General features: G+C 69.5%; 18 protein-coding genes. 14 read left to right on the forward strand and 4 right to left on the reverse strand.

Translation table 11 applies throughout. The features are described 5' to 3' along the window. Positions 1-28: 28 nt before the first annotated feature. The 11 genes from ASG12_RS14935 to ASG12_RS14985 all read left to right on the forward strand — a co-directional run bounded on the left by ASG12_RS14935 (position 29) and on the right by ASG12_RS14985 (position 13,151). The gene (locus ASG12_RS14935; protein WP_055791214.1) at positions 29-1,657 is read left to right on the forward strand and encodes an acyl-CoA carboxylase subunit beta; all 1,629 of its coding nucleotides are present in this window, start codon (positions 29-31) and stop codon (positions 1,655-1,657) included. Between the two features lie 80 nt (positions 1,658-1,737). Beyond that, a complete protein-coding gene (locus tag ASG12_RS14940) occupies positions 1,738-2,007 on the forward strand; it encodes an acyl-CoA carboxylase subunit epsilon (RefSeq protein ID WP_055791217.1) in 270 nt (89 codons plus the stop codon). Then, the gene (locus ASG12_RS14945; protein WP_055792138.1) at positions 2,004-2,654 is read left to right on the forward strand and encodes a nucleoside triphosphate pyrophosphatase; all 651 of its coding nucleotides are present in this window, start codon (positions 2,004-2,006) and stop codon (positions 2,652-2,654) included. The genes ASG12_RS14940 and ASG12_RS14945 overlap by 4 nt, the downstream gene beginning before the upstream one ends. Before the next feature lie 111 nt (positions 2,655-2,765). Further along, positions 2,766-3,893 (forward strand): ATP-binding cassette domain-containing protein, encoded by a 1,128-nt coding sequence (locus tag ASG12_RS14950; protein ID WP_156378126.1) that lies wholly within the window; start codon positions 2,766-2,768, stop codon positions 3,891-3,893. A 65-nt stretch (positions 3,894-3,958) separates the two neighbouring features. Continuing rightward, positions 3,959-4,741, forward strand: coding sequence for an ABC transporter permease (locus ASG12_RS14955; RefSeq protein WP_055792145.1), 783 nt, complete (start codon positions 3,959-3,961; stop codon positions 4,739-4,741). Between the two features lie 54 nt (positions 4,742-4,795). After that, positions 4,796-6,169: a hypothetical protein gene (locus ASG12_RS14960; RefSeq protein ID WP_156378127.1), complete on the forward strand. Its 1,374-nt coding sequence runs from the start codon at positions 4,796-4,798 to the stop codon at positions 6,167-6,169. A 5-nt stretch (positions 6,170-6,174) separates the two neighbouring features. Continuing rightward, positions 6,175-7,455 (forward strand): glycosyltransferase, encoded by a 1,281-nt coding sequence (locus ASG12_RS14965; RefSeq protein ID WP_055791226.1) that lies wholly within the window; start codon positions 6,175-6,177, stop codon positions 7,453-7,455. A gap of 161 nt (positions 7,456-7,616) precedes the next feature. Next, the gene (locus ASG12_RS14970) at positions 7,617-8,594 is read left to right on the forward strand and encodes an alpha/beta hydrolase (protein WP_235457110.1); all 978 of its coding nucleotides are present in this window, start codon (positions 7,617-7,619) and stop codon (positions 8,592-8,594) included. A gap of 260 nt (positions 8,595-8,854) precedes the next feature. After that, on the forward strand, positions 8,855-10,363 hold the full coding sequence (locus ASG12_RS14975) for a condensation domain-containing protein (protein WP_055791231.1): 1,509 nt from the start codon (positions 8,855-8,857) through the stop codon (positions 10,361-10,363). After that, positions 10,360-11,796, forward strand: coding sequence for a hypothetical protein (locus tag ASG12_RS14980; protein ID WP_055791234.1), 1,437 nt, complete (start codon positions 10,360-10,362; stop codon positions 11,794-11,796). Before ASG12_RS14975 ends, ASG12_RS14980 begins: the two co-directional genes overlap by 4 nt. Beyond that, positions 11,793-13,151, forward strand: a complete 1,359-nt coding sequence (locus ASG12_RS14985; RefSeq protein ID WP_055791237.1) for a condensation domain-containing protein — start codon at positions 11,793-11,795, stop codon at positions 13,149-13,151. Before ASG12_RS14980 ends, ASG12_RS14985 begins: the two co-directional genes overlap by 4 nt. A gap of 10 nt (positions 13,152-13,161) precedes the next feature. On the opposite strand, the gene ASG12_RS14990 is transcribed toward ASG12_RS14985, so the two are convergent. Then, positions 13,162-14,508, reverse strand: coding sequence for a hypothetical protein (locus ASG12_RS14990; protein ID WP_055792147.1), 1,347 nt, complete (start codon positions 14,506-14,508; stop codon positions 13,162-13,164). Positions 14,509-14,551: 43 nt separating this feature from the next. Next, entirely contained in the window at positions 14,552-15,913 is a 1,362-nt protein-coding gene (locus ASG12_RS14995; RefSeq protein WP_156378128.1) for a hypothetical protein, read from the reverse strand. Positions 15,914-16,090: 177 nt separating this feature from the next. On the opposite strand from ASG12_RS14995, the gene ASG12_RS15000 reads away from it, so the two are divergent. Further along, a complete protein-coding gene (locus ASG12_RS15000; RefSeq protein ID WP_055791244.1) occupies positions 16,091-17,395 on the forward strand; it encodes a glycosyltransferase in 1,305 nt (434 codons plus the stop codon). A 99-nt stretch (positions 17,396-17,494) separates the two neighbouring features. Continuing rightward, the gene (locus ASG12_RS15005) at positions 17,495-18,397 is read left to right on the forward strand and encodes a glycosyltransferase family 2 protein (RefSeq protein ID WP_235457117.1); all 903 of its coding nucleotides are present in this window, start codon (positions 17,495-17,497) and stop codon (positions 18,395-18,397) included. Between the two features lie 34 nt (positions 18,398-18,431). Here the strand turns inward: ASG12_RS15005 and ASG12_RS15010 are convergent, their stop codons facing one another. Together ASG12_RS15010 and ASG12_RS15015 are read right to left on the reverse strand one after the other, a co-directional pair. Beyond that, complete coding sequence (locus ASG12_RS15010; RefSeq protein WP_055791251.1) at positions 18,432-19,238, reverse strand: ABC transporter permease; 807 nt, start codon at positions 19,236-19,238, stop codon at positions 18,432-18,434. Beyond that, on the reverse strand, positions 19,235-20,221 hold the full coding sequence (locus ASG12_RS15015; RefSeq protein WP_055792150.1) for an ATP-binding cassette domain-containing protein: 987 nt from the start codon (positions 20,219-20,221) through the stop codon (positions 19,235-19,237). Before ASG12_RS15015 ends, ASG12_RS15010 begins: the two co-directional genes overlap by 4 nt. A 503-nt stretch (positions 20,222-20,724) precedes the next feature. On the opposite strand from ASG12_RS15015, the gene ASG12_RS15020 reads away from it, so the two are divergent. Then, positions 20,725-22,233 carry a condensation domain-containing protein gene (locus ASG12_RS15020; RefSeq protein WP_055791253.1) on the forward strand — a complete coding sequence of 503 codons (1,509 nt, stop codon included), beginning with the start codon at positions 20,725-20,727 and terminating at the stop codon, positions 22,231-22,233.

The following is a 22,233-nucleotide window of genomic DNA, read 5'->3' on the forward strand; positions in this document are numbered from 1 at the left end:
CGAGCGTGCGCTCGTTAGCATCGTTGCCATGACGACTGCCTCGCGCGACGCCGACAGCGCACCCGACATCCACACCACCGCGGGAAAGCTCGCCGACCTGCGCGGACGCCTCGCCGAGGCCGCCGAACCGGTTGGGCCGGCCGCGATCGAGAAGGTCCACGAGAAGGGCAAGCTCACCGCGCGTGAGCGCATCACCCACCTCCTCGACGAGGGATCGTTCGTCGAACTCGACGCGTTGGCGCGGCACCGGAGCACCAATTTCGGACTCGCCACACGCCGTCCCGTCGGCGACGGCGTGGTGACCGGATACGGCACCATCGACGGTCGCGAGGTGTGTGTCTTCAGCCAGGACTCGACGGTGTTCGGCGGCAGCCTCGGCGAGGTCTACGGCGAGAAGATCGTCAAGGTGATGGACCTCGCGGTGAAGACCGGCCGTCCGCTCATCGGCATCAACGACGGCGCCGGGGCCCGCATCCAGGAGGGTGTGGTGTCCCTCGGCCTCTACGGCGAGATCTTCCACCGCAACGTCCGCGCGTCGGGTGTCATCCCCCAGATCTCGCTGATCCTCGGTGCCGCCGCCGGTGGCCACGTCTACTCCCCCGCGCTCACCGACTTCGTCGTGATGGTCGACAAGACCAGCCAGATGTTCATCACCGGCCCCGATGTCATCAAGACCGTCACCGGTGAGGACGTCACGATGGAGGATCTCGGCGGCGCGCAGACCCACATGTCGAAGTCGGGTACGGCGCACTATGTCGCCTCCGACGAGGAGGACGCCCTCGACTACGTCCGTGAGCTGCTCGGGTACCTGCCGAGCAACAATCGCGGCGAGGCCCCGCGTCTGTCCGTCGACCAGCCCGCGGCCGGGTCGATCGAGGACACCCTCACCGACGAGGACCTCGAGCTCGACACCCTGATCCCCGACTCGCCGAACCAGCCCTACGACATGCACGAGGTGATCCGCCGGATCCTCGACGACGACGAGTTCCTCGAGGTGCAGGCGGGGTACGCCGCGAACGTGATCATCGGGTTCGGTCGGGTCGACGGCCGCAGCGTCGGCATCGTGGCCAACCAGCCGACCCAGTTCGCCGGTTGCCTCGACATCAACGCCTCGGAGAAGGCGGCCCGATTCGTGCGCACCTGCGACTGCTTCAACATCCCGATCATCACCCTCGTCGACGTCCCCGGCTTCCTGCCGGGCACCGAGCAGGAATACAACGGGATCATCCGTCGCGGAGCGAAGCTGCTCTACGCCTACGGCGAGGCCACCGTCGGCAAGATCACCGTCATCACGCGCAAGGCCTACGGCGGCGCGTACGACGTCATGGGCTCCAAGCACATGGGTGCCGACGTGAACCTGGCCTGGCCGACCGCCCAGATCGCTGTCATGGGTGCCTCGGGCGCCGTCGGGTTCGTCTACCGCGGCCGCCTCAAGGAGGCCGCGGCCAACGGCGAGGATGTCGACGCGTTGCGCCTGCAGCTGCAGCAGGAGTACGAGGACACACTGGTGAACCCGTATGTCGCCGCCGAGCGTGGCTACGTCGACGCGGTCATCCCGCCGTCGCACACCCGCGGCCAGATCGCCACCGCCCTCAAGCTCCTCGAGCGCAAGATGGTGTCGATGCCGCCGAAGAAGCACGGGAACATTCCCCTGTGAGCGCAGCGAACGAAAATGATGTCGCTGTGAGCGCAGCGAACGAAAATGATGTCACTGTGAGCGCAGCGAATGGAGATGCCGTGACCGACACCCCTGACACCGACGCCACCGACAACGACACCACGGCCTCCGACGCCGCGGCTCCGGCTCGTCCGCTGTTGCGCATCGTCGGCGGCAACCCGTCCGACACCGACGTCGCGGTGCTCGTCGCCGTGCTGGCCGGTGCGGGCGGCAGCGAGGACAGCGGACCGCCGCCGGCGCGGGATCTGTGGGGCACGCCGACCGATCGTCTGCGTCCCGCGTGGCCGACGGCCCCGACCGCGTTCCTCAACCTCACCTTCGGCCACTGAGTCCACGGCCGCCGGTCGTCGTCCTCGGGTCGGCGTCGCCTGCCCGATTGCGGGTGCTGCGCGCGGCCGGTCTCGATCCGCGGGTGGTGGTGTCCCACGTCGACGAGGACGCCGTCGTCGCCGAACTGGGGTCCGACGCCGCACCGGCGACGGTCGTCACCCGCCTCGCGGAGGCGAAGGCCGATGCGGTGGCGGGCATGCTGGTCGGTTCCCGCGACGCCCCGTCGGACGCGGTGGTCATCGGCTGCGACTCGATGCTGCTCCTCGACGGTCGGTTGAGCGGCAAACCCCACACCGCCGATGTCGCCCGCGCGCACTGGCATTCGGTACGGGGACGGTCCGCCGAGCTGGTGACCGGCCACTGCGTGCTGCGGGTCATCGACGGCACGGTGAGCGCCCGCGCCCGCGAGTCGTCGTCGACGGTCGTGCGCTTCGCCGACGTCGACGACGCCACCATCGACGCCTATGTCGCCTCGACTGAACCGCTCGAGGTCGCGGGCGGCTTCACCCTCGACGGTCTCGGCGGATGGCTCATCGACGGCATCGACGGCGACCCGTCGTCGGTGATCGGGATCGGCCTGCCGCTGGTGCGCCGACTCCTCGGCGACGTCGGCGTCGCGGTGGCCGATCTGTGGTCGACGGGATGACACCGGTCACGATCGCCGGATTCCGGACCTCTCCGCCGCGTCCGTCGAGCGGCCTCCCAGTACCCTGACGGGCGATGACGTCACGGGGACGACGTCGGGGGAGGTCTGGAGATGTCGATTCCGCACGGGTCACCGTGGACGGAGGGGCCGAGCCCGTCGGGGACGACCGCACGCGTCGGACGTCACGCACGCCGTGACCCCGAGCCCGACCCGACTCCTGCCGTGGCCCCCCACGCCCACCCCGACCCGCCGCGCAGGAATCCGATCCACCTACCGAGCTCCGATGCCGCGACCAACGGTCCCCCGGCCGTCGACGTCGTCGGACTGACCAAGGTGTTCGGTGGCCGCCGCGTCGTCGACGACGTCGACTTCGCGGTCCCCGCCGGCACGGTCTGCGGACTGCTCGGACCCAACGGTGCGGGCAAGACGACGATCGTGCGGATGATGGCGACGCTGCTCCGTCCCGACGCCGGGCACATCAGCGTGCTGGGACGTGATGTCGTCTCCGACTCGACGGCCGTGCGGTCGGTCATCTCGCTCACCGGGCAGTACGCCTCGGTCGACAACGACCTCACCGCCCTGGAAAACCTCGACATCTACGGCCGCCTCGTCGGTCTGCGCGGATCGCAGGCCCGTCGCCGTGCGGCGGAGTTGGTCGAGCAGTTCGGTCTCACCGATTCCGCGAAGCGCCCCATCGCCCAGTTCTCCGGCGGCATGCGCCGGCGACTCGACCTGGCCGCCAGCATGATCCGTCGGCCCGCCCTGTTGTTCCTCGACGAACCGACCACCGGTCTCGACCCGCGCACACGCACCCAGTTGTGGGAGATCGTGCGCGACGTCGTCGCGGCGGGCACCACGGTCGTGTTGACCACGCAGTACCTCGACGAGGCCGATGCGCTCGCCGACCAGCTCGTCGTGATCGACCACGGTCGGGTGGTGGGGCGCGGTACGCCGGAGACGCTCAAGAAGCAGGTCGGCACCTTCACGCTGTCGGTCCGGCTCTCCGACCCGGGCCACGGTTCCACCGCCGCGACGACGATCGAGGGTCTGCTCGGCCACAGCGTCGACATCGACCGCCGCACCGGAGAACTCACGGTCCCCGTGCCCGATTCGGCTCGCGCGGCCCAGGTGATCGCCGCGTTGTCCGACCGCCGCATCAGCGTCGACGAGTTCGGGGTGCACGCACCATCTCTCGACGACGTCTTCCTGGCCCTCACCGAAGAACGGCGGCCCACATGACCACCGACGCCTTCGGCCGTCTCGACACCGTCGACGACCTCGAGAACCGCTTCACGACCATCCCGATGGCGACGGTCACCGAACGCGTCGGGTTCGGCAAGGCCGTCCTCGACACCCTCACGCTGGCGCGCCGCGGCCTGCTGAAGTTCAAGCACTCGCCGCAGCTGCTCGTCGACGTCATCGTCGTCCCGATCATCCTCACCGTGCTGCTCGGGACGATCTTCGGCGGCGTCGTCGCCGGCAGCGTCGCGTCCTACCTCCCGCTGCTGGTGCCCGGGGTGCTGGTCAACGTGGCCGTGAGCTCCACCGTCGTCGTCGGGATCCAGCTGCGACAGGACATGGACAAGGGCCTGATGGACAGGTTCGTGTCTCTGCCCATCTCGCGGCTGGCACCCCTGTCGGGCCTGCTGGTGGCCGCGCTGCTGCGCTACCTCATCGCCGGGTTCATCACCATCGGCGTCGGGCTGGCCATGGGATACCGACCGGGCAGCATCCCCGGCGTGGTGGCGTCGGTCCTGCTGGTGGTGTTCTCCGCGTTCGCCCTGAGCTGGGTGTTCGCCCTCATGGGGGTGATGTTGTCGAAGATCTCCGCCGTGCAGAGCTTCTCGGCACTGATCCTCACCGTCCTGGGCTTCATGTCGAACGCGTTCGTGCCGACCCAGACCATGCCGGCCTGGATGCGCACCATCGCCGACCTGAATCCGGTGTCGCAGCTGGTGTCGGCGGTGCGCCTGCTGGCGGGCGAGGGACGGGTCGATTCCCACCTCGCGTACTCGCTCATCGGATCGTTCGTGCTCATCGCGGTTCTCGCGCCGTTGACCGTCCGGATTTATCTGCGCAAACTCTGATCGCTAGGCTCCCACTCGTCTCGTCCGTCCCACCCGGCGGCAGACGTCCCAGCCGTGAGAGAGGTGGACGCGACGATGCCCTCGGTGTTGCGCACAACCGTCGACGACGACCTGTTCATCCGCATGGACCGCGCCCTCGGTGTGCCCGTGGTCAACCAGGCCGTGTGGCGGCTGCACTCCCTGCCGTCGGACGCAGAACTGGACCGGCTCGCGCAACGCCTCGCCGTCGGCCGTATCGGTCGTCTGCTCCGCCGCAGCTCGCTGCCGCTGGTCCGCGACCACTGGGTCGCCGAACCCACCCGGTCGGGTGGCCGGGTCGTCGACGACACCCCGGTGCCCGCGGGCGGTGTCACCGCGTGGATCGACGCCGCGGCATCGACCCGGTTCGATCTGACCGAGGGCCCGGTGTGGGAGCTCCGATCAGCACCCCTGGAGCAGGGCGGCGCGATCGTCACCCTGTGCGTCGCGCACGCCGCCGGGGACGGTGCCCTCATCGTGCGCGCCATCCTCGACGCGTTGAGCGGCGACGACGTCGGCCGCTTCGAGGCGCGCTCGCCGTCGGTGTTCGAGCAGGCGCGTGACGCGACCGGCCAGGCCGCCGCCATCACCACCAACCTCGCGGCGCTCGCCACCGACCTCGTGACCCGCCGCGTCCGTCGCGACCCGGATCAGACCACGACCCCGGCAGCCGTCACCGCGAAGACGAGCCGGACCGTCGACGTCGATCCCACCGCCGCGGAGAACGACGGTGCGCTGGCCCCGCTCTGCATCACGAGCGTCCCGACCGAGGCCTGGCGCGCCGTGGCCGCCGAGGCCGGCGGCTCCAGCAACGCCCTGTTCGTGGCCATCGTGCTCGGCATCATCGTGGCCAGCGGCCGCGTGGGGGCCGACGACACCGTCCGGATCTCCATCCCGATGTCGCTGCGCACCCCCGACGACGACCGCGCGAACGCCACGACCGGGCTGTCCCTCGACATCCCGGCGTCGGCGGCGCTCGAGAAGGACCTCGGTGTCATCCGCGCGCTGGCCAAAGAGGTCTACGCGGTGGGCACCGGCCGACCGAGCACCTTCGTCCGCCTCCAACCCGCGATGCAGGCTCTCTCCGACCGCACCGTCGCGGCACTGAGCGGTGGGGCGACGACCCCGTTGGCGCTGGCCTCGAACCTCGGGACCCTCGACGGCCAGTTCGCCGGCCTCGGCGACCCCGACCGCGCCAACGGCGTAGTCACCCGCTCCACGACCCAGGCCGTGACCGCCGAGAAGCTGCGGTCGCTGCGCGGCGGTCTGGCCGCCTGGACGAACGAGGCCTGCGGGATCACCACCCTGTCGGTCATCGGGCTCGATCCCGACGGCCTCGGCCGGTCCACCCTCCCCGACATCGTGCACGCCGAGTTCGCGCGCTGGTCACTCGAGCCCGAGGACTGGTGAGCCCGATGCGGGTGGCGTTTGCGCTCAACGGGAGTCGCGGTGACGTGCAGCCGGGCCTGGCCGTGGCGAAGGCCCTGACCGAACGTGGCCACGACGTCGCGGTCGGCGTACCGGAGAACCTGCTCGAGTTCTCTACCGACCACGGTGTCGATGCCACCGTGTTCGCCCCCGACACCGCGGACCTCCTGGCGTCACCGCTGGTGCAGCGCGACCTGAAGTCACGAAATCCGCGCACCCGGTCGCGCGCTCTTCGCGAGGTGACCGGGTTCGGCGCGACCGCCATGGATGAACGCTTCCTGGAGATCAGTGACGGCGCCGACCTCGTGGTGACCGGACTGATGGGTCAGGAGCGCGCGGCGACCATCGCCGAGTACCGCGGGGCACGATATGTCCCACTGCACTACTGCCCCATCCGTCCGAGTCGCAGCGTGCCGGTGCCGCTGGGACCACTCGCCCACCTCGCCGCGGTCCCCCGTCTGAGCGTGGCGGTGTGGCGAGGGGTCGAACTCGCCTACTGGCACCTGTCGGCGAAGAGCTCCGACGCGGCACTCCGGCGACGGCTCGGGATGGCGCCGGCGAGCGGTCCGCTCGCCGATCGCCTCGCCGACGCCGACACCCCGGAGATCCAGGCCTATGAACCGGGACTGTTCCCCCGGCTGGCCGATGAGTGGGGTGCACACCGTCCGATGACGGGGTTCCTCACCACCACACCCGACGGCGGGGACACCGGTGCCGACGACGCCGACACGGCAGCCTGGCTCGACGCCGGCCCACCGCCGGTCTACGTCGGGTTCGGGAGCATGCCGTTGACCGACGCCGCGGCGACCGTCGGCGCCGTCGTCGGCGCACTGCGTGACCGCGGGAAGCGGGTGCTCGTGGCCGCGGGCCCGAACCTGGCCGTGGTGACCGAGTCGGAATCGATCGATGAACGTCCGGACGTGCGCGTGGTCGGCTCGGCCGATCACGCGTCGGTCCTCCCCCGGTGCGCGGCCGCGGTCCACCACGGCGGGGCGGGCACCACCGGCGCGAGCCTGCGCGCGGGACTGCCGACGCTGATCGCCGCCTTCAGCGCAGATCAGCCGATGTGGGGTCGAGCGATCGTTGATTCCGGACTCGGTGCCACCTGCCCGATCGGGAAGCTCACCGATACGGCCGTTCTGGCCTCGGCGCTGTCGGTGATTCTCGACGACGCCGTGGCGAATAGGTGCTCGGACTTCTCCGGTGCGATGATCGACCCGACGACGGCGGCAAATGCCGCGGTGGAGACGATGGAGTCCGCACTGTGACGTCCGTCGGTGAATTCCGTACTCGTGTCGATCGTTTCGCTTGCCTATGAGACACTGTGGCCTGACTCACGTAAAGGAAATCCATGCCTTCTGAAAGCTCTCGCGCGGCGCGCACATCTTCGTCTACGGACACCGGCTTGCCGCGTCGTTCACGAAGGTTTGTGACATTTCTCAGCGTCGCACTCGTCTCGTTGTTCTTCGGCACATCACTGAGCGCGGTGGCGTCGGCGGCTCCCGGCGTCTCCACTCTCGAGAAGGTGGAATCGGAGGGACCGAACCAGTTCGTCGCATCCATCTACTCGGCCTCGATGGCGAAGACGATCAAGGTGCAGGTGCTGGTGCCCGCCGTCGAGCGCGGCCCGCGCCCGGTGCTGACGATGCTGAGCGGCCTCGGTGAAGAGGACCCGAACAACAGCATGTGGTTCCGCAAGACCGACGCGAAGGATTTCTTCCGCGACAAGAACGTCACCGTCGCGTTCCCCCTCGCCGGCAACGGCAGCTTCTACACCGACTGGCAGCGTGACGATCCCAAGCTCGGGCGCTACCAGTGGGAGACATTCCTCACCAAGGAGATGCCCCCGCTCATCGATGCACGGTTCAACGGCAACGGGATTCGCGGTATCGCGGGTCTGTCGATGGGTGCGGGCTCGGCGCTGATGCTCGCCGCGCGCAACCCCGGGTTCTTCCGTTCCGTCGGCTCGTACAGCGGCTGCTACTCCACCGCCGACCTTCTTTCGCAGGGCATCCCGCGCGGTGTCGTCGCGGCCTTCGGTGGCGACGCGAACAACATGTGGGGCCCGCCGAACAACCCGGCATGGGCCGCTCACGACGTGCTGTTGAAGGCCGACGGCCTGCGTGGCAGCACCGTCTACGTGTCGTCGGGAAGCGGACTCCCGGGTCCGTTCGACGACCCGAAGTACCCCGGCAACGACAACCCGACCGATCGCTACATCATCGGTGGCGGCATCGAGGCCGGAGCCAACTTCTGTACCCATCGCCTCGCCGACACCCTCGCCGCTCGGCGCATCCCGGCGACCTTCGATTTCGAAGGCCACGGCACGCATTCCTGGCCGTATTGGCAGGTGCAGATGAAGCGCAGTTGGCCCATTCTTTCGCGCGGCATGGGCGTGACGGGATAACGGAAGGCGACTTTCCTGTTACACCCCGTCGCATACCGGACGTATTCCCCGCATCGAAGCGGGGGATATGTCCGGAAGCGTCTGTGAATCCCACGACGACGTGGGATCCGAGCATTAAATATCGACGATGTTCGCGTTAGTCTCTCGGTAGTGTGCCGGGGGTCCGACCGCCGGGCGAAACGTGTCGACACGACCGTTTCGTGTTCGAGATCGACGATGTGCCCAGATCGACACGAGCATGGACAGTGAGGAGATCTCCGATGGAATACACCGAACTCGCCGATTACCCGCTCCCCGCGGGGACCGTGACCGAGTGGACCCCCTCGGCGGTCGACAGTGACTGGACCGACGACGAGCGCCGCCTCTCGTACGCACATCTCGAGCACGCCCGCCGCGCTCTAGAGGTGGGCGAGGACTGGTACAGCCAGTGGATCGGCACCGCCTTCCGGATCGCCCATCGCCTCGACGCCGACGCCCTGCGCACCACCCTCATCCGCTGGTTCGCCCGCCATGAGGCCTTCCGGTCGACCGTCGTGCCGCAGCCGGTGTCCGCCGAGACCGGCATCGAGGACGAGTTCGGACGACGGATCATCGCCGCCGAGTCGGTGTCGATCGCCGTCGCCCGCGACGATCACAGCTCGAGCAGCAGCGCGGTCTACGAGCGGATCAACGAGCTGTTCAACACCACGATCACGCCGCTGCAGTGGCCGCACTGCCGGGTGCTCACCGTCGAACCCGACGACACCACCGACTCCTTCCTCGTGATCTTCGGCGCCGATCACACCGTGATGGACGCCTACACCCAGGTGTTCGCGATCAAGGAGCTCACCAAGCTCTACGAATCCGCGCTGCTCGGCCACGACGACGCGTTGGCGACCTTCGGCAGCTACCTCGACTTCAGCCACGCCGAGCGCGCCAGCGGCGCCCGCCTCGACGCCGAGACGGTCGAGGTCACCCGGTGGGCCGACTTCCTGCGGTCGCACACGCCGTCGCAGCCCGACCCGATGCCGGCGTTCCCCCGACCGCTGCCGGAACCGGAGCCCGAGGCCGGACACGCCGACCCGATCCCCCACGTCGGCAGCGTCCCCTCGACGTTCCAGGGCAGCCTGTCGACCTGGCTGCTCGACGCCGAGCAGACCCAGCGTTTCCACAGCACCTGCAAGGCGCTGGGCGCCAACATGCAGGCCGGCATCTACACGGCCCTGTCGATCACCACGCACCGGTTGTCGGGCTCGGGTGAGCTGCGCTTCATCAGCCCCGTGCACACCCGCACCGAGCTCCAGTGGGGCGAGGCGGCGGGGTGGTTCGTCGGACTCATCCCGGTGCACCTCAAGCCCGGTGTCGCGAGCACCTTCTCCGAGGCGATCGGTCCGGTCGCGGAGTGCGCCCGCGAGTACAAGGACCTCGGCACCGTGCCGTTCCACCCGATCGCCGATCTCGTCGGCCACCAGACCCCGCCGCAACTGGTCGTGTCCTACATCGACCTGCGCGCGGCCGAGGGCGCCGATCAGTGGGAGGCCATCGACGCGCGGGTCCTACGCAGCGCGTGCGCCCAGTCCGATGAGGTCTACTTCTGGATCAACCGATTCGCGACCGGCACCAACCTCTCGACCCGTTTCCCCAGCGGACACCCGGGTGCGAACGACGTGCACCGGTTCCTGCGGACCTTCACCGACGTGTTGCTCGAGGTCGTCGAGAACGCCGACACCACCTACGACGCACCCGCCCTGTCGTCGGTCGACGTGCAGTCACGAGGCAGCACGTCGTGAAGGCAGGCACCCTGCACGGGTGGACACCGGCCCCGGGCCGGCACATCGAGTGGATCGTCGCCGACGAGGCGACGGCGCGCTCGAACGCCCGCATCGACGCCGTCGGGCCGTCGTTCCTGCAGCGTGACCACCTCGCGGCCGCCAAGGCCAAACGGGCCACCGGCCTCCCCCATCGGGCGACCGTCGGGACCACGACACGTATCGACGAACCGCTCGACGCCGACGCGATGGCCGCCGCGATCACCGACTACGTCCGCGCCCACGACGAGGTGCGCAGCTTCTTCGACGTGACCGACGCGGGCGAGATGATCCGCCACCTGGCCGCGCCGGAAGACATCGCGATGGTCACGACTCCCGCGGACGGCGGCGACAGCCACGCCGCGCTGACCGAGCGGCTGCTGGTCCGCATCGACGCCGAGGCGACCTACGACCGCGTGCCCGGCGTGATCTTCGGGGCGGTCGATGCAGGCTCGTCGTTCGCGTTCTACACCATCTCCGACCACTCGCACACCGATGGGTCCGCCTCGATCCAGGCTCTGTCGGAGATCTTCACGCGCTACCGCGCGCATCAGCGGGGTGTCGCTCCCGACCTCCCCGCGGCGGGCAGCCATCTCACCGACATCGTCGACGAGTACCGACGGGCATCGCAGGTGACGCCCGACGACCCCGCGGTCGACGTGTGGCGCACGGTGCTGCGCGACCACGGCCGTACGGTGCCCCGGTGCAAGCTCGACCTGGGACTGATCGGCCCGGATTCGGCGCCGTCGACCGAGGTGATCCGCACGATGCTCACCGCCGAGCAGACCGAGGCCTGTGAACGTCGCGCCCGCGCCGCCGGCGGATCGCTGGCCGGGTCGATGTTCGCGGCCCTGGCCCGCGGTGAGTACGAGGTGACCGGCGAGTCGGATTTCTTCACCTCCACCGTCCTGTCCACCCGGGATCCGCAGTACCCGGGGACGCAGGGCTGGCTCTGCAACTTCGCGCCGGTCGCGGTCGACGGCGACGAACCCGACGCCGACGCCCTTGTCGTCGCCGCGTCGAACGCGTTGCGCGCCAATCGAGATCTCGTCCCGGTTCCCGCCCACGCCATCCTCGGCCTTCTCGCTGCGAGCGGCGATTTCGTTCCCGACGCCACGAGCCCACAGATGGTGTCCTACCTCGACTTCCGTCGGCTCGCCGACGCCGACTCCCCCGAGATCTCCGCCGCCGGGGTCATGCCGGGGTCGGGACGCACCCGCAACGCGAACCTCTGGGTCAATCGCAACGACGAGGGGATCCACCTGTTGACCCACATCCCGGACAACCCCACGTCGATCGCGTCGGTCGACGCCTTCCACGACCGCGTCATCGCGTTCCTCGTGGAGTACGCGGCGGGAGCGGCCCCGGTCGCCGCCGCGGGCGTACCCGTCAGCGCCGTGGCGGGTGATCGGTGAAACTCACCACGTTCGACAACCTCGACATCGCCGGCGGGGCGTTGCACCGCTGGACCGTGTCGACCACGTCGGCAGCGGTGCCGCACCCGACGGGACCCTCGGAGAACGAGCGCTTCCATCTCGACGCCGTCCGCGACGGCGGGCTCGGATGGCTCGCCATCACCTTCGACATCGATTCGGCGACACTCGATCTCGCACACCTTCGCGCGGCGTTCGCCGCGGTCGTCAACCACCACGAGGTGTTGCGCGCCCACTTCGCGCTCGATCCCTCCGAGCCCGATTCCATCCGTCGCCTCCTCCACCCCGCCGGCAGCCTCGAGGTCTCCGACGTCGAGAGCGTCGATCACTCCACCGCCGGGGACAACCGCGCCGCTCTGAGCGCCGCGATCATCGACGGGTGCACCGCGCTGACCCCCGGATCGCATGTGCTGGCCGCGATCGAGGGGCGCACCACGACGACGGTCATCTGCGGCTTCGACCACTGCTACGTCGACGCGCACTCCCTCGCGGTCATCGCCGAGGACGTGCTGTCGGCCTATGAGGGTCAGGCGCCGCGATCGGCGGGCAGCTTCCTCGATCACCAGGCCGCCGCGGCCGAACGCGCGCGGCAGAGCACGGGGGACGGCACCCTCGTGGAGAAGTGGGGCGAGTTCCTCGCCTCGACCGGGTGGACGGTGCCGGAGTTCCCCATCGACCTCGGGGTGGCGCCGGGACAGTTCGCGCCGGCCCGCATCCATGTCGACACGGTGTTGACCGCCGACCAGGCCCATCGGTTCTCGGCGTTGTGCGCGTCGCGGTCCATCCGCTTCTATCCCGCACTGCTCGCGGCACTGGCCGTGGCCACCCGAGATCTCGGCGGCCCCGACCGCCTGCCCCTGGTGCTCCCGGTGCACACCCGCCGCAGCGATCTCTGGTCGCGGTCGGTCGGATGGTTCGTGGCGAACGCGCCGATGGTCCTCGACGCGACCGGCGACATCGATGCCGCCATGGCGTCGGCGACCACGCGACTCTCGGCGGCGCTACCACTCGCCGAGGTCGACCTCACGACGGTCTACGGCACGTTCGGGAGCCGGATGATCAAGCCCCGTCACGACGTCTTCATGGTGTCCTACATGGACTATCGACGGTTCGACCGGCTCGCGCACCACAACGTGCACCACGTCTCCAGCGACGGCCGCGCCGACACCCTGCAGGTGTGGTTCTGGCGCGACGAGAACGGCGTGCACCTGCGTACCCGCTACCCCGACACCGGAACCGCCGCGGCGGTCGTGAAGGGACTCGTCGACGACATGATCGCCGTCGTCGCCGAGCGGTTGGCCGCGACCGGCCCGCGGATTCCCGCCACCACCCACTGATCGGTCCGCGTCACCACGCGGAATAGGCGAGTTCCCAGGAATCCAGTTCGGCGCGGATGTCGTCGTGCAGCGCGTCGGCGTCACCGAAGTGGTCGGGGCTGATCCCGAAGAACGCGATGGTGACCGTCGATCCGTACTCCACCGCCCATGCCGCCAGCGCCGGACCGGTCACGCGACGCATCTCCGGTGTCTGCCCCTGCATCAGCGCACGGATCGAGAACGACTCGGCGGTGACGTCGCCGATCCGTAGGGCCGACTCCGGTACGGCCCCCAGGTTCGACACGGTGGTGTCGGGCCCCGGGATCGAGCGCATCATCGTCGCGATGAGTCGTCGCGGGAGCAGTCGGACCACCGGTTGCAGGTTGTCGGCCGCCTGCCGGTCACCCGTGGCGGCGTAATCGGCGAAGGCCTGCTTGCTCGCGGCGCGGATCCCGGAGAGGCCGGTCGCCGCGGTCGTCGGTGTCGGCACCGTGATCCACACGCCACCTGAGGCATTGGCACGCAGGTCCTCGTCGCCCTCCCGTGTGCTCACCGCCATGCACACACGCATGTCCCCGGTGTCGGCGGCGACACCCGCCCGGTGCGCCAGGCCGCTGATGAACCCGGTGAACAGACTGTTCGAGGTGCCTCCCAGTTCTTCGGCGCGAGAACGCCATCGGTCGCGATCGAGGTCGTAGAAGGCCAGCGTGGGTTCCGGTACGGGATCCGACGCCGCCGGGGTGCTCGCCGCAGGGACCGAACGACGCGGCCGCGACGGGGAACGTCGGGCGGCCAGCAGGGCGCGCGGGGTCGCGGCGAGCAACAGACCGAGTGACCGCGCGGCGGAACAGATCTGGACCACCGCATCGACCGCGTCGGCGCGCAGACCACCGATCCCACGTGCCGCCGATGCGGGTGCGAGCGTGGTGTGCGAGGCGGATGCGGCCGCGGCATCAAGTGCGCGGTACACCCCCTGGCCGTCGGACACCATGTGCGACACCAGCAATGAGACCGCCATGCGTCCCGATCGCAGCGGGACGGCCTCGAGTTCCCATCCACGGCCACCCGCCGGGTCGAGGCGCACCGACCGCACCCGGGAGTCGAACCACCCGGCCACGTCGGCGTCGTCGATCGCCGCGGTCGAGGTGACCACGTCTGCGGGGCGCTCACTCCGTACCCACCGTGCGCGAGCGAACGGCACCTTGGGTTCGACGACTCTGCGCGACAACGATCCTCGACACAGTTCGGCATGCAGGTCGGCGAGGGCGCGCGGTCCGGGGTCGCGTGGCAGGACCCAGCAGAACTGGATGGGTGCCGAGAGCCCGAAGAGCTGCTCTGCCAACAGATACGACTCGTCGTTGCCCGTCACCCGATCCATCGGGACCACGGTAGTTGCTGCTGCGTACCACCGCAGCGCGAGCTCACCAGATGCGATGTACGACACCCCACCCGTCGAGCTCGGCCGCCACACCCGACCGGAGAGCGGCGCCGTCACCGAAGGCGGTCTCGTCGAAGGCCGCCACCGAGATGGTCACGGTGTCGCCGGCCTGCAGCAACCAGGCCTGCAATCCGTCGCCGAAGCGGTAGGGCTCGTTCGCGTCGACGCCGATCGCGTCCCCGCGAAACGCCATACCCGTGGCCTGGATTCCCGCGAGTGTGGCGACGTCGTCGGGATAGGTCCCGATGTTGGAGGTCATCACGTCGGGCATGCCGTCGCCGGTCGTGACCGCCGCGACCACCACCGAGAGGGGCAGCAGGCGCAGTGCCGGCTGCAGATGCACGATCATCGCCCTCTCGCCGGCGCTCAGTTCGGAATAGGCGCGTTTGCAGTCCCGCCGTAACGACCCGAGATCGTCTCCGGCGCGCAGGGACTCGGGCACCAGCACCGACACCCCCGCCGTTGCGTTCGCGCGGTCGTCGTCGATACCCCGTTGATCGACCGGGATCCCCACCTTGAGGTGCTCGCCAGGTCCTGTCGGCGAGGCCGATCGCAGTGCACCGGTGATCAGGGCGATGAAGAGCGTGTTGACGGTCCCGCCGTGGCGCTTCGCCGCGGCGGCGAAGTCGGCCGCCGGCATCGAGACGATCGCCCAGGTCGTCTGTGCCCGGGGCGACCGGTCCCGAATCGGTGTCCGTGGTCGGCGACGACGGGTCGGCTCGGTACCCACCGCCGGGAGCGCGCTCTGCGATCGCCCCGTCATCGCCTTGCGGATGAGAGCGCCTGTCGCGGTCGCGATCCCCGTTCCGGCGGACATCACGCCGCCGACTGCGTCCCCGGCGTCGGCGACGAGGGTTCGTGCCGACGGTCCCGGGTCGATCCCGAGGGTGTCGGGTGTGGCACGACCGGCCAGGGCGTCGGCGGCCGCGGTCACGAGCCCCTTGCCGTCGGTGACGAGGTGCAGAGCGGTCAGCGACACCACGCACCCGCCGTCCTCGGTCGCCACCGCCCGCAGTCGATACGTCGCACCGTGTTCGGGGTCGAGGGGCACGGTGTCGAGTTCTCGTGCGGCCCAGGCCTCGACGGAGTCGCCGGCGATGGGGTGGGTGTCGCAGATCACGTCGGGTACGTCGGGTGCGTGCCCCCACCGGGGGCGGGCGGTCATCACCGAGGCACGGGTGACCCGGCGGTTCAGCGGGCCGACGCCCAACGCCGCGTTGACCGCCTCGAGGTCATCGACGGACACGGCCCGGGGGAACGTCCAGACCAGCTGCAACACCACCGACCAACCGAACGCCCGATGCATGAACCAGTACGTGAAGTCCTGCCCGTGAAGACGTCTCACGCCCACCCTTCCCGGGCCACTCGTCCGAGCGGCCCGTGTCGACTGCGAACGGTAGTGCCGACGCGGGTGGTCCGCAGCACACGACGACCTGCCGCTCGCGCTGCCGCGCTGGAGATCTGTGGTTACCGTCGGCCACGGGATCCGAGAGCCGGGTCGGCGAGCGGGGGTGGTCGGTTCATGCGCCTCGTCCTCGCGTTCCACGGCAGTCGCGGTGACGTGCAACCGGGCATCGTGCTGGGGAGGGCTCTCGTCGACCGCGGTCACTCGGTCGTGTTGGCCGTCCCACCCAACCTCGTGGACTTCGCCGCACGGTCGGGGCTCGACGCGCACGCGTGCGGACCGGACACCGGTGAGCTGCTGGCCTCCGATCTCGTGGTGTCGCGGAGCAAGTCGCGCAACCCGGTGCGCCGCGGTCGAGCGATCGCCGAACTGGCGCTCCAGGGCGGACTGGCCGCGCAGTCCGATCTCGTGGACCTGGCCACCGGCGCGGACGCGATCGTGGGCGGCAGTGTCGGGCAGGAGCGGGTGCTCAACGTCGCGGAGTCGCTCGGTGTGCCCTACCTGCCGGTCCACCTGTGCCCCATGCGCGCGAACCGGTCGGTCGCGCTCGTGGCGCCCGGGGGGCGACACCTCGGGCCGAGGTCCACGCGTGCGTCGTGGTGGGCGATCGAGCAGGCGCTGTGGTGGGCGGGCCGGCGCGGTGAGAACCGTCTGCGCGCAGAACTGGGGTTGCCGACCGCCCACGGCCCGACCGCCCGACGGATCGTCGGCCAGGGGGTTCCCGAGGTCCAGGCCTACGATCCCGCGGTGTTCGCCGACCTGGGACGCGAATGGGGATCGCGACGGCCACTGGTCGGATTCCTCGATCTCGACCCGGCCACCCGCGCGATGATCGGCGACGCGCACGACACCGATGACCTCGACGACTGGCTCGATGCCGGGCCCGCACCGGTGTACATCGGATTCGGCAGCATGAGCGCGATCGATCCTCACCGGCTCGCCGCCGCGGTTGTCGACGGCACCGCCGGGCACCGTGTGCTCGTGGCCACGGGGTGGAGCGACTTCCTGCGGCCGCAGTCGCTCGATCCGGATGTGCGGCAACGGCTCGTCGATGCCGGTGACCGGATCCGGGCCGTGCGCACGGTCGACCACTCGACGGTGCTCCCACGGTGCGGTGTCGCGGTCCATCACGGCGGTGCGGGCTCGACCGCGGCATCGCTGCGATCGGGTGTGCCGACGGTGATCTGCTGGCTCGGCGCCGATCAGCCGCTGTGGGGTCGGGCGGTGACCGGTCTCGGCGTGGGCACCGCCTTCGCCCAGGCGACGATCTCCGCGGACACCCTGGGTGACGCGATCGCCCGAGTGGACACCGCACCGACGCGAGAGGCGGCCGCGACCCTGCGCGGTCACCTCATCCCGGCCGCGACGGCCGCCGACCGTGCTGCCGCGGTGGTGGAATCGGCGATCACACAGCACCAGTGACGGTCGCCACCATGCGCGGCGCTCACCCGGCCGGGCCACGCCCGATCCCCTAGTCTCGTGATCGGACAGCACCTTTCGTCGACCAAGGGGGGACACGACGTGTCGGAGGCATCGCATCCATCCGGACTCGGTCTGTCGGTGGTCATCCCGACCTTCGACGAGGAGGAGGTCATCGCCGACTGCCTCGACCGCCTCGTCGCCCAGATCGATCAGATCGCCGACATCGTGGTGGTGGACAACAATTCCCGCGACAAGACCGCAGACATCGTCGCGACCTATGTCGACCGGTACCCGCAGGTGCGGATGATCACCGAGTCGCGCCAGGGGCTCGTCTTCGCACGCAACGCAGGGCTCGACGCCGCCACCGGCGACGCGATCGCCCGCATCGACTCCGACACCCTGGTCGGACCGACCTGGGCGCGCGACATCCTCGATTTCCTCGGCGCGGACACCGACCACGAGTGGGCCGCCCTGTGCGGACGCGGGGAGGCCTACGGGCTGCCGTACGGCGACGCCATGGCCGGTGTGAAGAGACGACTGCGGTTCGTGCCCTTCACGTCTCGACCCGATGCCTCCGCCGCCGACGTGCGACCGGTCATGGTGCTCTACGGCTCGAACATGGTGCTGCGCCGTGCGACATGGCTCGCGATCCGCGGCGCGGTCAGCATGCGCCGCGACATCTTCGAGGATGTCGACACGGGGCTCTGTGTCGGCGAGATCGGCGGGCGCAACGCTTTTCTCCCGCATATCGGGGTCGGTGTGTCACCCCGGCGCATGGAGACCGGGGTCGTCTCGTTCCTCCGCTACATGAGCTTCCTGCCACGCACCCTGTTCCTGCACCGCCGGTACGCACTCGGGGTGGGCGCCTGGGTTCTCTACATCCCCTGGGTCACCGCGGTGCACGTCGCACGGCTTCTCCTGATCCGCAGCTGGGATCCGGACACGCGTGGATTCTCGCCGCGGAACCTGCTGCGGCGCAGGGTCGATCGGGTCGCTCCCTGACCGCTGGGCCATCAGCCCCGCCCGGTGACGGGTGTCAGGTGCGGCGCATGTAGACCCGCAGCGTCAACGGTGCGACGACCGCGAGCACGCACGCCGCACCGAGCAGCGACCATGCGATCTCCGCGCCGAAACGACCGTCGGTCATCTGACGCACTGCCGACACCAGGTGGGAGACCGGGTTGACGTGGGCGAAGGCCTGCATCCATCCGGGCATCGTCGTCACCGGCACGAGGGCGTTCGACATGAAGGTCAGCGGCATGAGGACCAGCATCGACACCCCCTGCACGGTCGACGCCTTGTCCATCAGCACCCCCATGAGGGCGAACACCCAGCTCAGCGCGAAGGCCACGACCACCACGAGCAGGCAGGCGCCGATCGTCCCGATCACGCTGGCGGGCCGGTAGCCCATGATCAGTCCGACGATGATCGTGATGGTGGTGCCGACGACGTAGCGCACCATGTCCGACAGCAACGACCCGGCCAGCGGGGCGATCCGTGCGATCGGCAACGAGGTGAAGCGGTCGAACACCCCCTTGTCCATGTCCTCGCGCAGCTGCACACCGGTGGTCACCGATGCGGCGAGCACCACCTGCACCAGCACGCCGGGGATCAGGATGGGGAGGTAGCCGACGACGTCGCCGGCGATGGCACCACCGAAGATCGACGAGAACATCACCGTGAACACGATCGGCAGGATGATGACGTCGAACAGCAGCTGCGGGTTGTGTTTGATGCGCAGCAGACCGCGCGCCGCCATGGTCAACGACTGCGACACCGCATCGGCGAGGGTCACCCGGACGGCGATCGGGACGGCCGTGGTGACAGTGGTGTCGACGCTCATGCCGCGTCCTCCTCGGTGTCGATGGACACCGACGCGCCGGCACGATCCGGCCGCGCGGTGAGTGCGAAGAACACGTCGTCGAGACTGGGTCGCGCAACCGACATCTCGGCTACCTCGACCCCCGCTGCGCTCAGCGCCACGAGGATGGTGCCGACCAGAGCGGTGTCGTCGATGGGGACCGAGAGCGTCAACACACGGTTCCCGGTCCCCCGCCCCGGCGGCATCGGGGACGCGGTCACGATGGTCGACGTATGCCGGCCGATCACCCCGGCCGCCACCGCGTGGTCCCCGGGATCGGTGAGGGTCAGCAGCAGGCTCGACGACCCGACCGAGGACTTCAGTTCGTCGGCGGTCCCCTCGGCGACCATCGCCCCCCGGTCGATGACCGCGATCCGATCAGCCAGCTGGTCGGCCTCCTCGAGGTATTGCGTGGTCAGCAGGACGGTCGCACCGTCGGCGACGAGCGCGCGCACCGTCTCCCACATCTGCACGCGCGTACGGGGATCGAGCCCGGTGGTCGGTTCGTCGAGAAAGATCAGGGGTGGACGCGACACCAGGCTGGCGGCGAGATCGAGTCGGCGCCGCATGCCGCCGGAGAAGGTCTTCACGATGGCCGACGCCGACTCGGTCAACGCGAACGACTCGAGCAGCTCGTCCGAACGCGCCCTGGCGTCGGCCCGTGAGCGGCCCAGCAGGCGCGCGAAGATCATCAGGTTCTCCCTGGCAGTGAGATCCTCGTCCACCGACGCGTACTGGCCGGTGAGGCCGATCAACGAACGGACCTCGGTCGCACGGGCGACCACGTCGTGACCGAAGACCCGCGCCGACCCCACGTCGGGGCGCAGCAGCGTCGCGAGCATCCGGACCAAGGTGGTCTTGCCTGCGCCGTTCGGACCGAGCACCGCGTACACCGAACCCGCCGGGACCGTGAGATCCACACCGGAGACGGCCACCTTGCCGCCGAAACGCTTTCCCAGTCCCATCGTCTCGATGGCTGCGACATCGACATCGCTCACGATGTCTCCTCCCCTGTCCACGTCGACGACCCCGTGGGTTCGTCGACCATCGCCTGACGTGTCGGTGGAAGTCTATCCAGGCCGGGGCGACCGTCGAAGGTTCCGACAGCTCGCGACGAAGCTGCAGTCGCGCCAAAACCACAGTGATCGAATCGATTTCACGGCCACGTAACATGACGGTCATATGTGGTACGTGCGTACCCTTGATGCGATATCTCAAATACCGCTGCGATGCTGGGCTTTTGGCGCGTCGCACGGCCTGCGAGGTGGTGCCCGTCATCACCGCACCGGCCAGTGAGCAAGCCCACTGGTTACTCGAGTGAACAATCTCCACGGGCCGCCCTAGACTTGCCCCATCGACTCCCCGGGCCGTCCGACAGGCGGCACGACGGGACGTTTTCGCCCGATGACGCGCGAGTGTCGAGACCGATCCCGCCCACGTCGCGAACCGCGAATACCGAGAGGTGACAGTGGAATTCACCGAACTGGCCGACTACCCCCTGCCCGCAGGCGAGGTGACCGAGTGGATCCCGCGACTGATCGACCACGAGTCCGCAGGCGACACCTGGGGCGAGGATCCGAGGCCGCTGAGCTATCTCCACGAGGAGTACTGCACGCGCGGCAGCATCGCCCGTAGCGCGCGCGCCGAAGGCGATCGCCATCCCGGGTCGTGGCTCGGCGCGGTCTTCGTGGTCCCCCACCGTCACGACCCGACCGCGCTGGGGCGGGCGCTGACGACCTGGATGCGTACCCACGAGGTGTTCCGGACGACGGTGGAACGATCCCACGACACCGACGGCCCGGTGCTGCGCCGGCGCGGCACCGACCTCGATGTCGAGGTGGCCCAGAAGGCCGTCGGCATCCTGCCCAGTGGCACCGCGGTCCACCACCACCTGCTGGACCGGTTCGAGGCGCTGTCGCCGCTGCGCTGGCCCCACTGTGTGCTCGCGACGATCACCCGCGCCGAACCGATCGTCGACGCCGACCATCTCGACGACCGCCCCGAGATCGGCGACGACGAGTTCCTGCTGGTGTTCGGCGCAGACCACTCGGTGATGGACGCATACTCGATGCTGCTCGCCATCGGCGAGATCCAGGGCCTGTATGCGGCCGAACTGTCCGGGACACCGACCCGGCCCGCCGAGGTCGGCAGTCACGTCGACTTCAGCGAACAGGACCGTCTCCGCGGTGCGGATCTCCACGATCGACACGACGCCGTGCGGACGTGGGAAGAGTTCCTGGCACAGGAGGGCAACAGGTTCCCCGGTTTCCCGCTTCCGGTGGCCGACACCGCCGCCCCGTGCGAGAGCACCCGTCGCCCCAATCAGAGCGGGATGTCGTCGTGGGTGCTGTCGGCGGAGCAGGCCGACGACATCAACCGATGGGCCCGCGCATCCGGCCACTCGATGCAGACCGCGGTGATGGCGGCGCTCGCGGTGGCCGCGCGCTCGCTGTCGGGTGAGGAGACGATCCGGTTCGCCATGCCGATGCACACGCGCACCGACACCCGGTACTCGTCGTCCATCGGGTGGTTCGTGGGCGTCGTCCCGATCGAGATCGACCTCGCCGGCGCACAGACGTTGGAGGAGTGCCTCGCGACCACAGGCGCCGCCATCGCCGACCGCAAGTCGCTGGCGCAGTATCCGTTCCCCCGCGTCGCCGAGATCACCGGCATCGATGCGACCCCACGGTTCGTCGTGTCCTACATCGACGCTCGGTACGTCCCGGAGTCATCTCACTGGTCACGCTGGGGTGCACGCACGTTGCGGGGTGCCGCCGACTCCGACGACGAGGTGTACCTGTGGATCGTCCGGTCCCCCAAGGGCATCTCGGTCTCGGCGCGATTCCCCGGCAATCGAGTGGCGACCGAGAACGTGCACGCATGCCTGCACCGACTCAACGCCGTGTTGGCGCTCCCCGCCGGAGCGCACGTCCGCCACGACACCGTTCGGGCCATCGACGTGTCGGCTGCGGGGTGA

The organism is Williamsia sp. Leaf354 (assembly GCF_001424365.1).
GTDB lineage: Bacteria > Actinomycetota > Actinomycetes > Mycobacteriales > Mycobacteriaceae > Williamsia_A.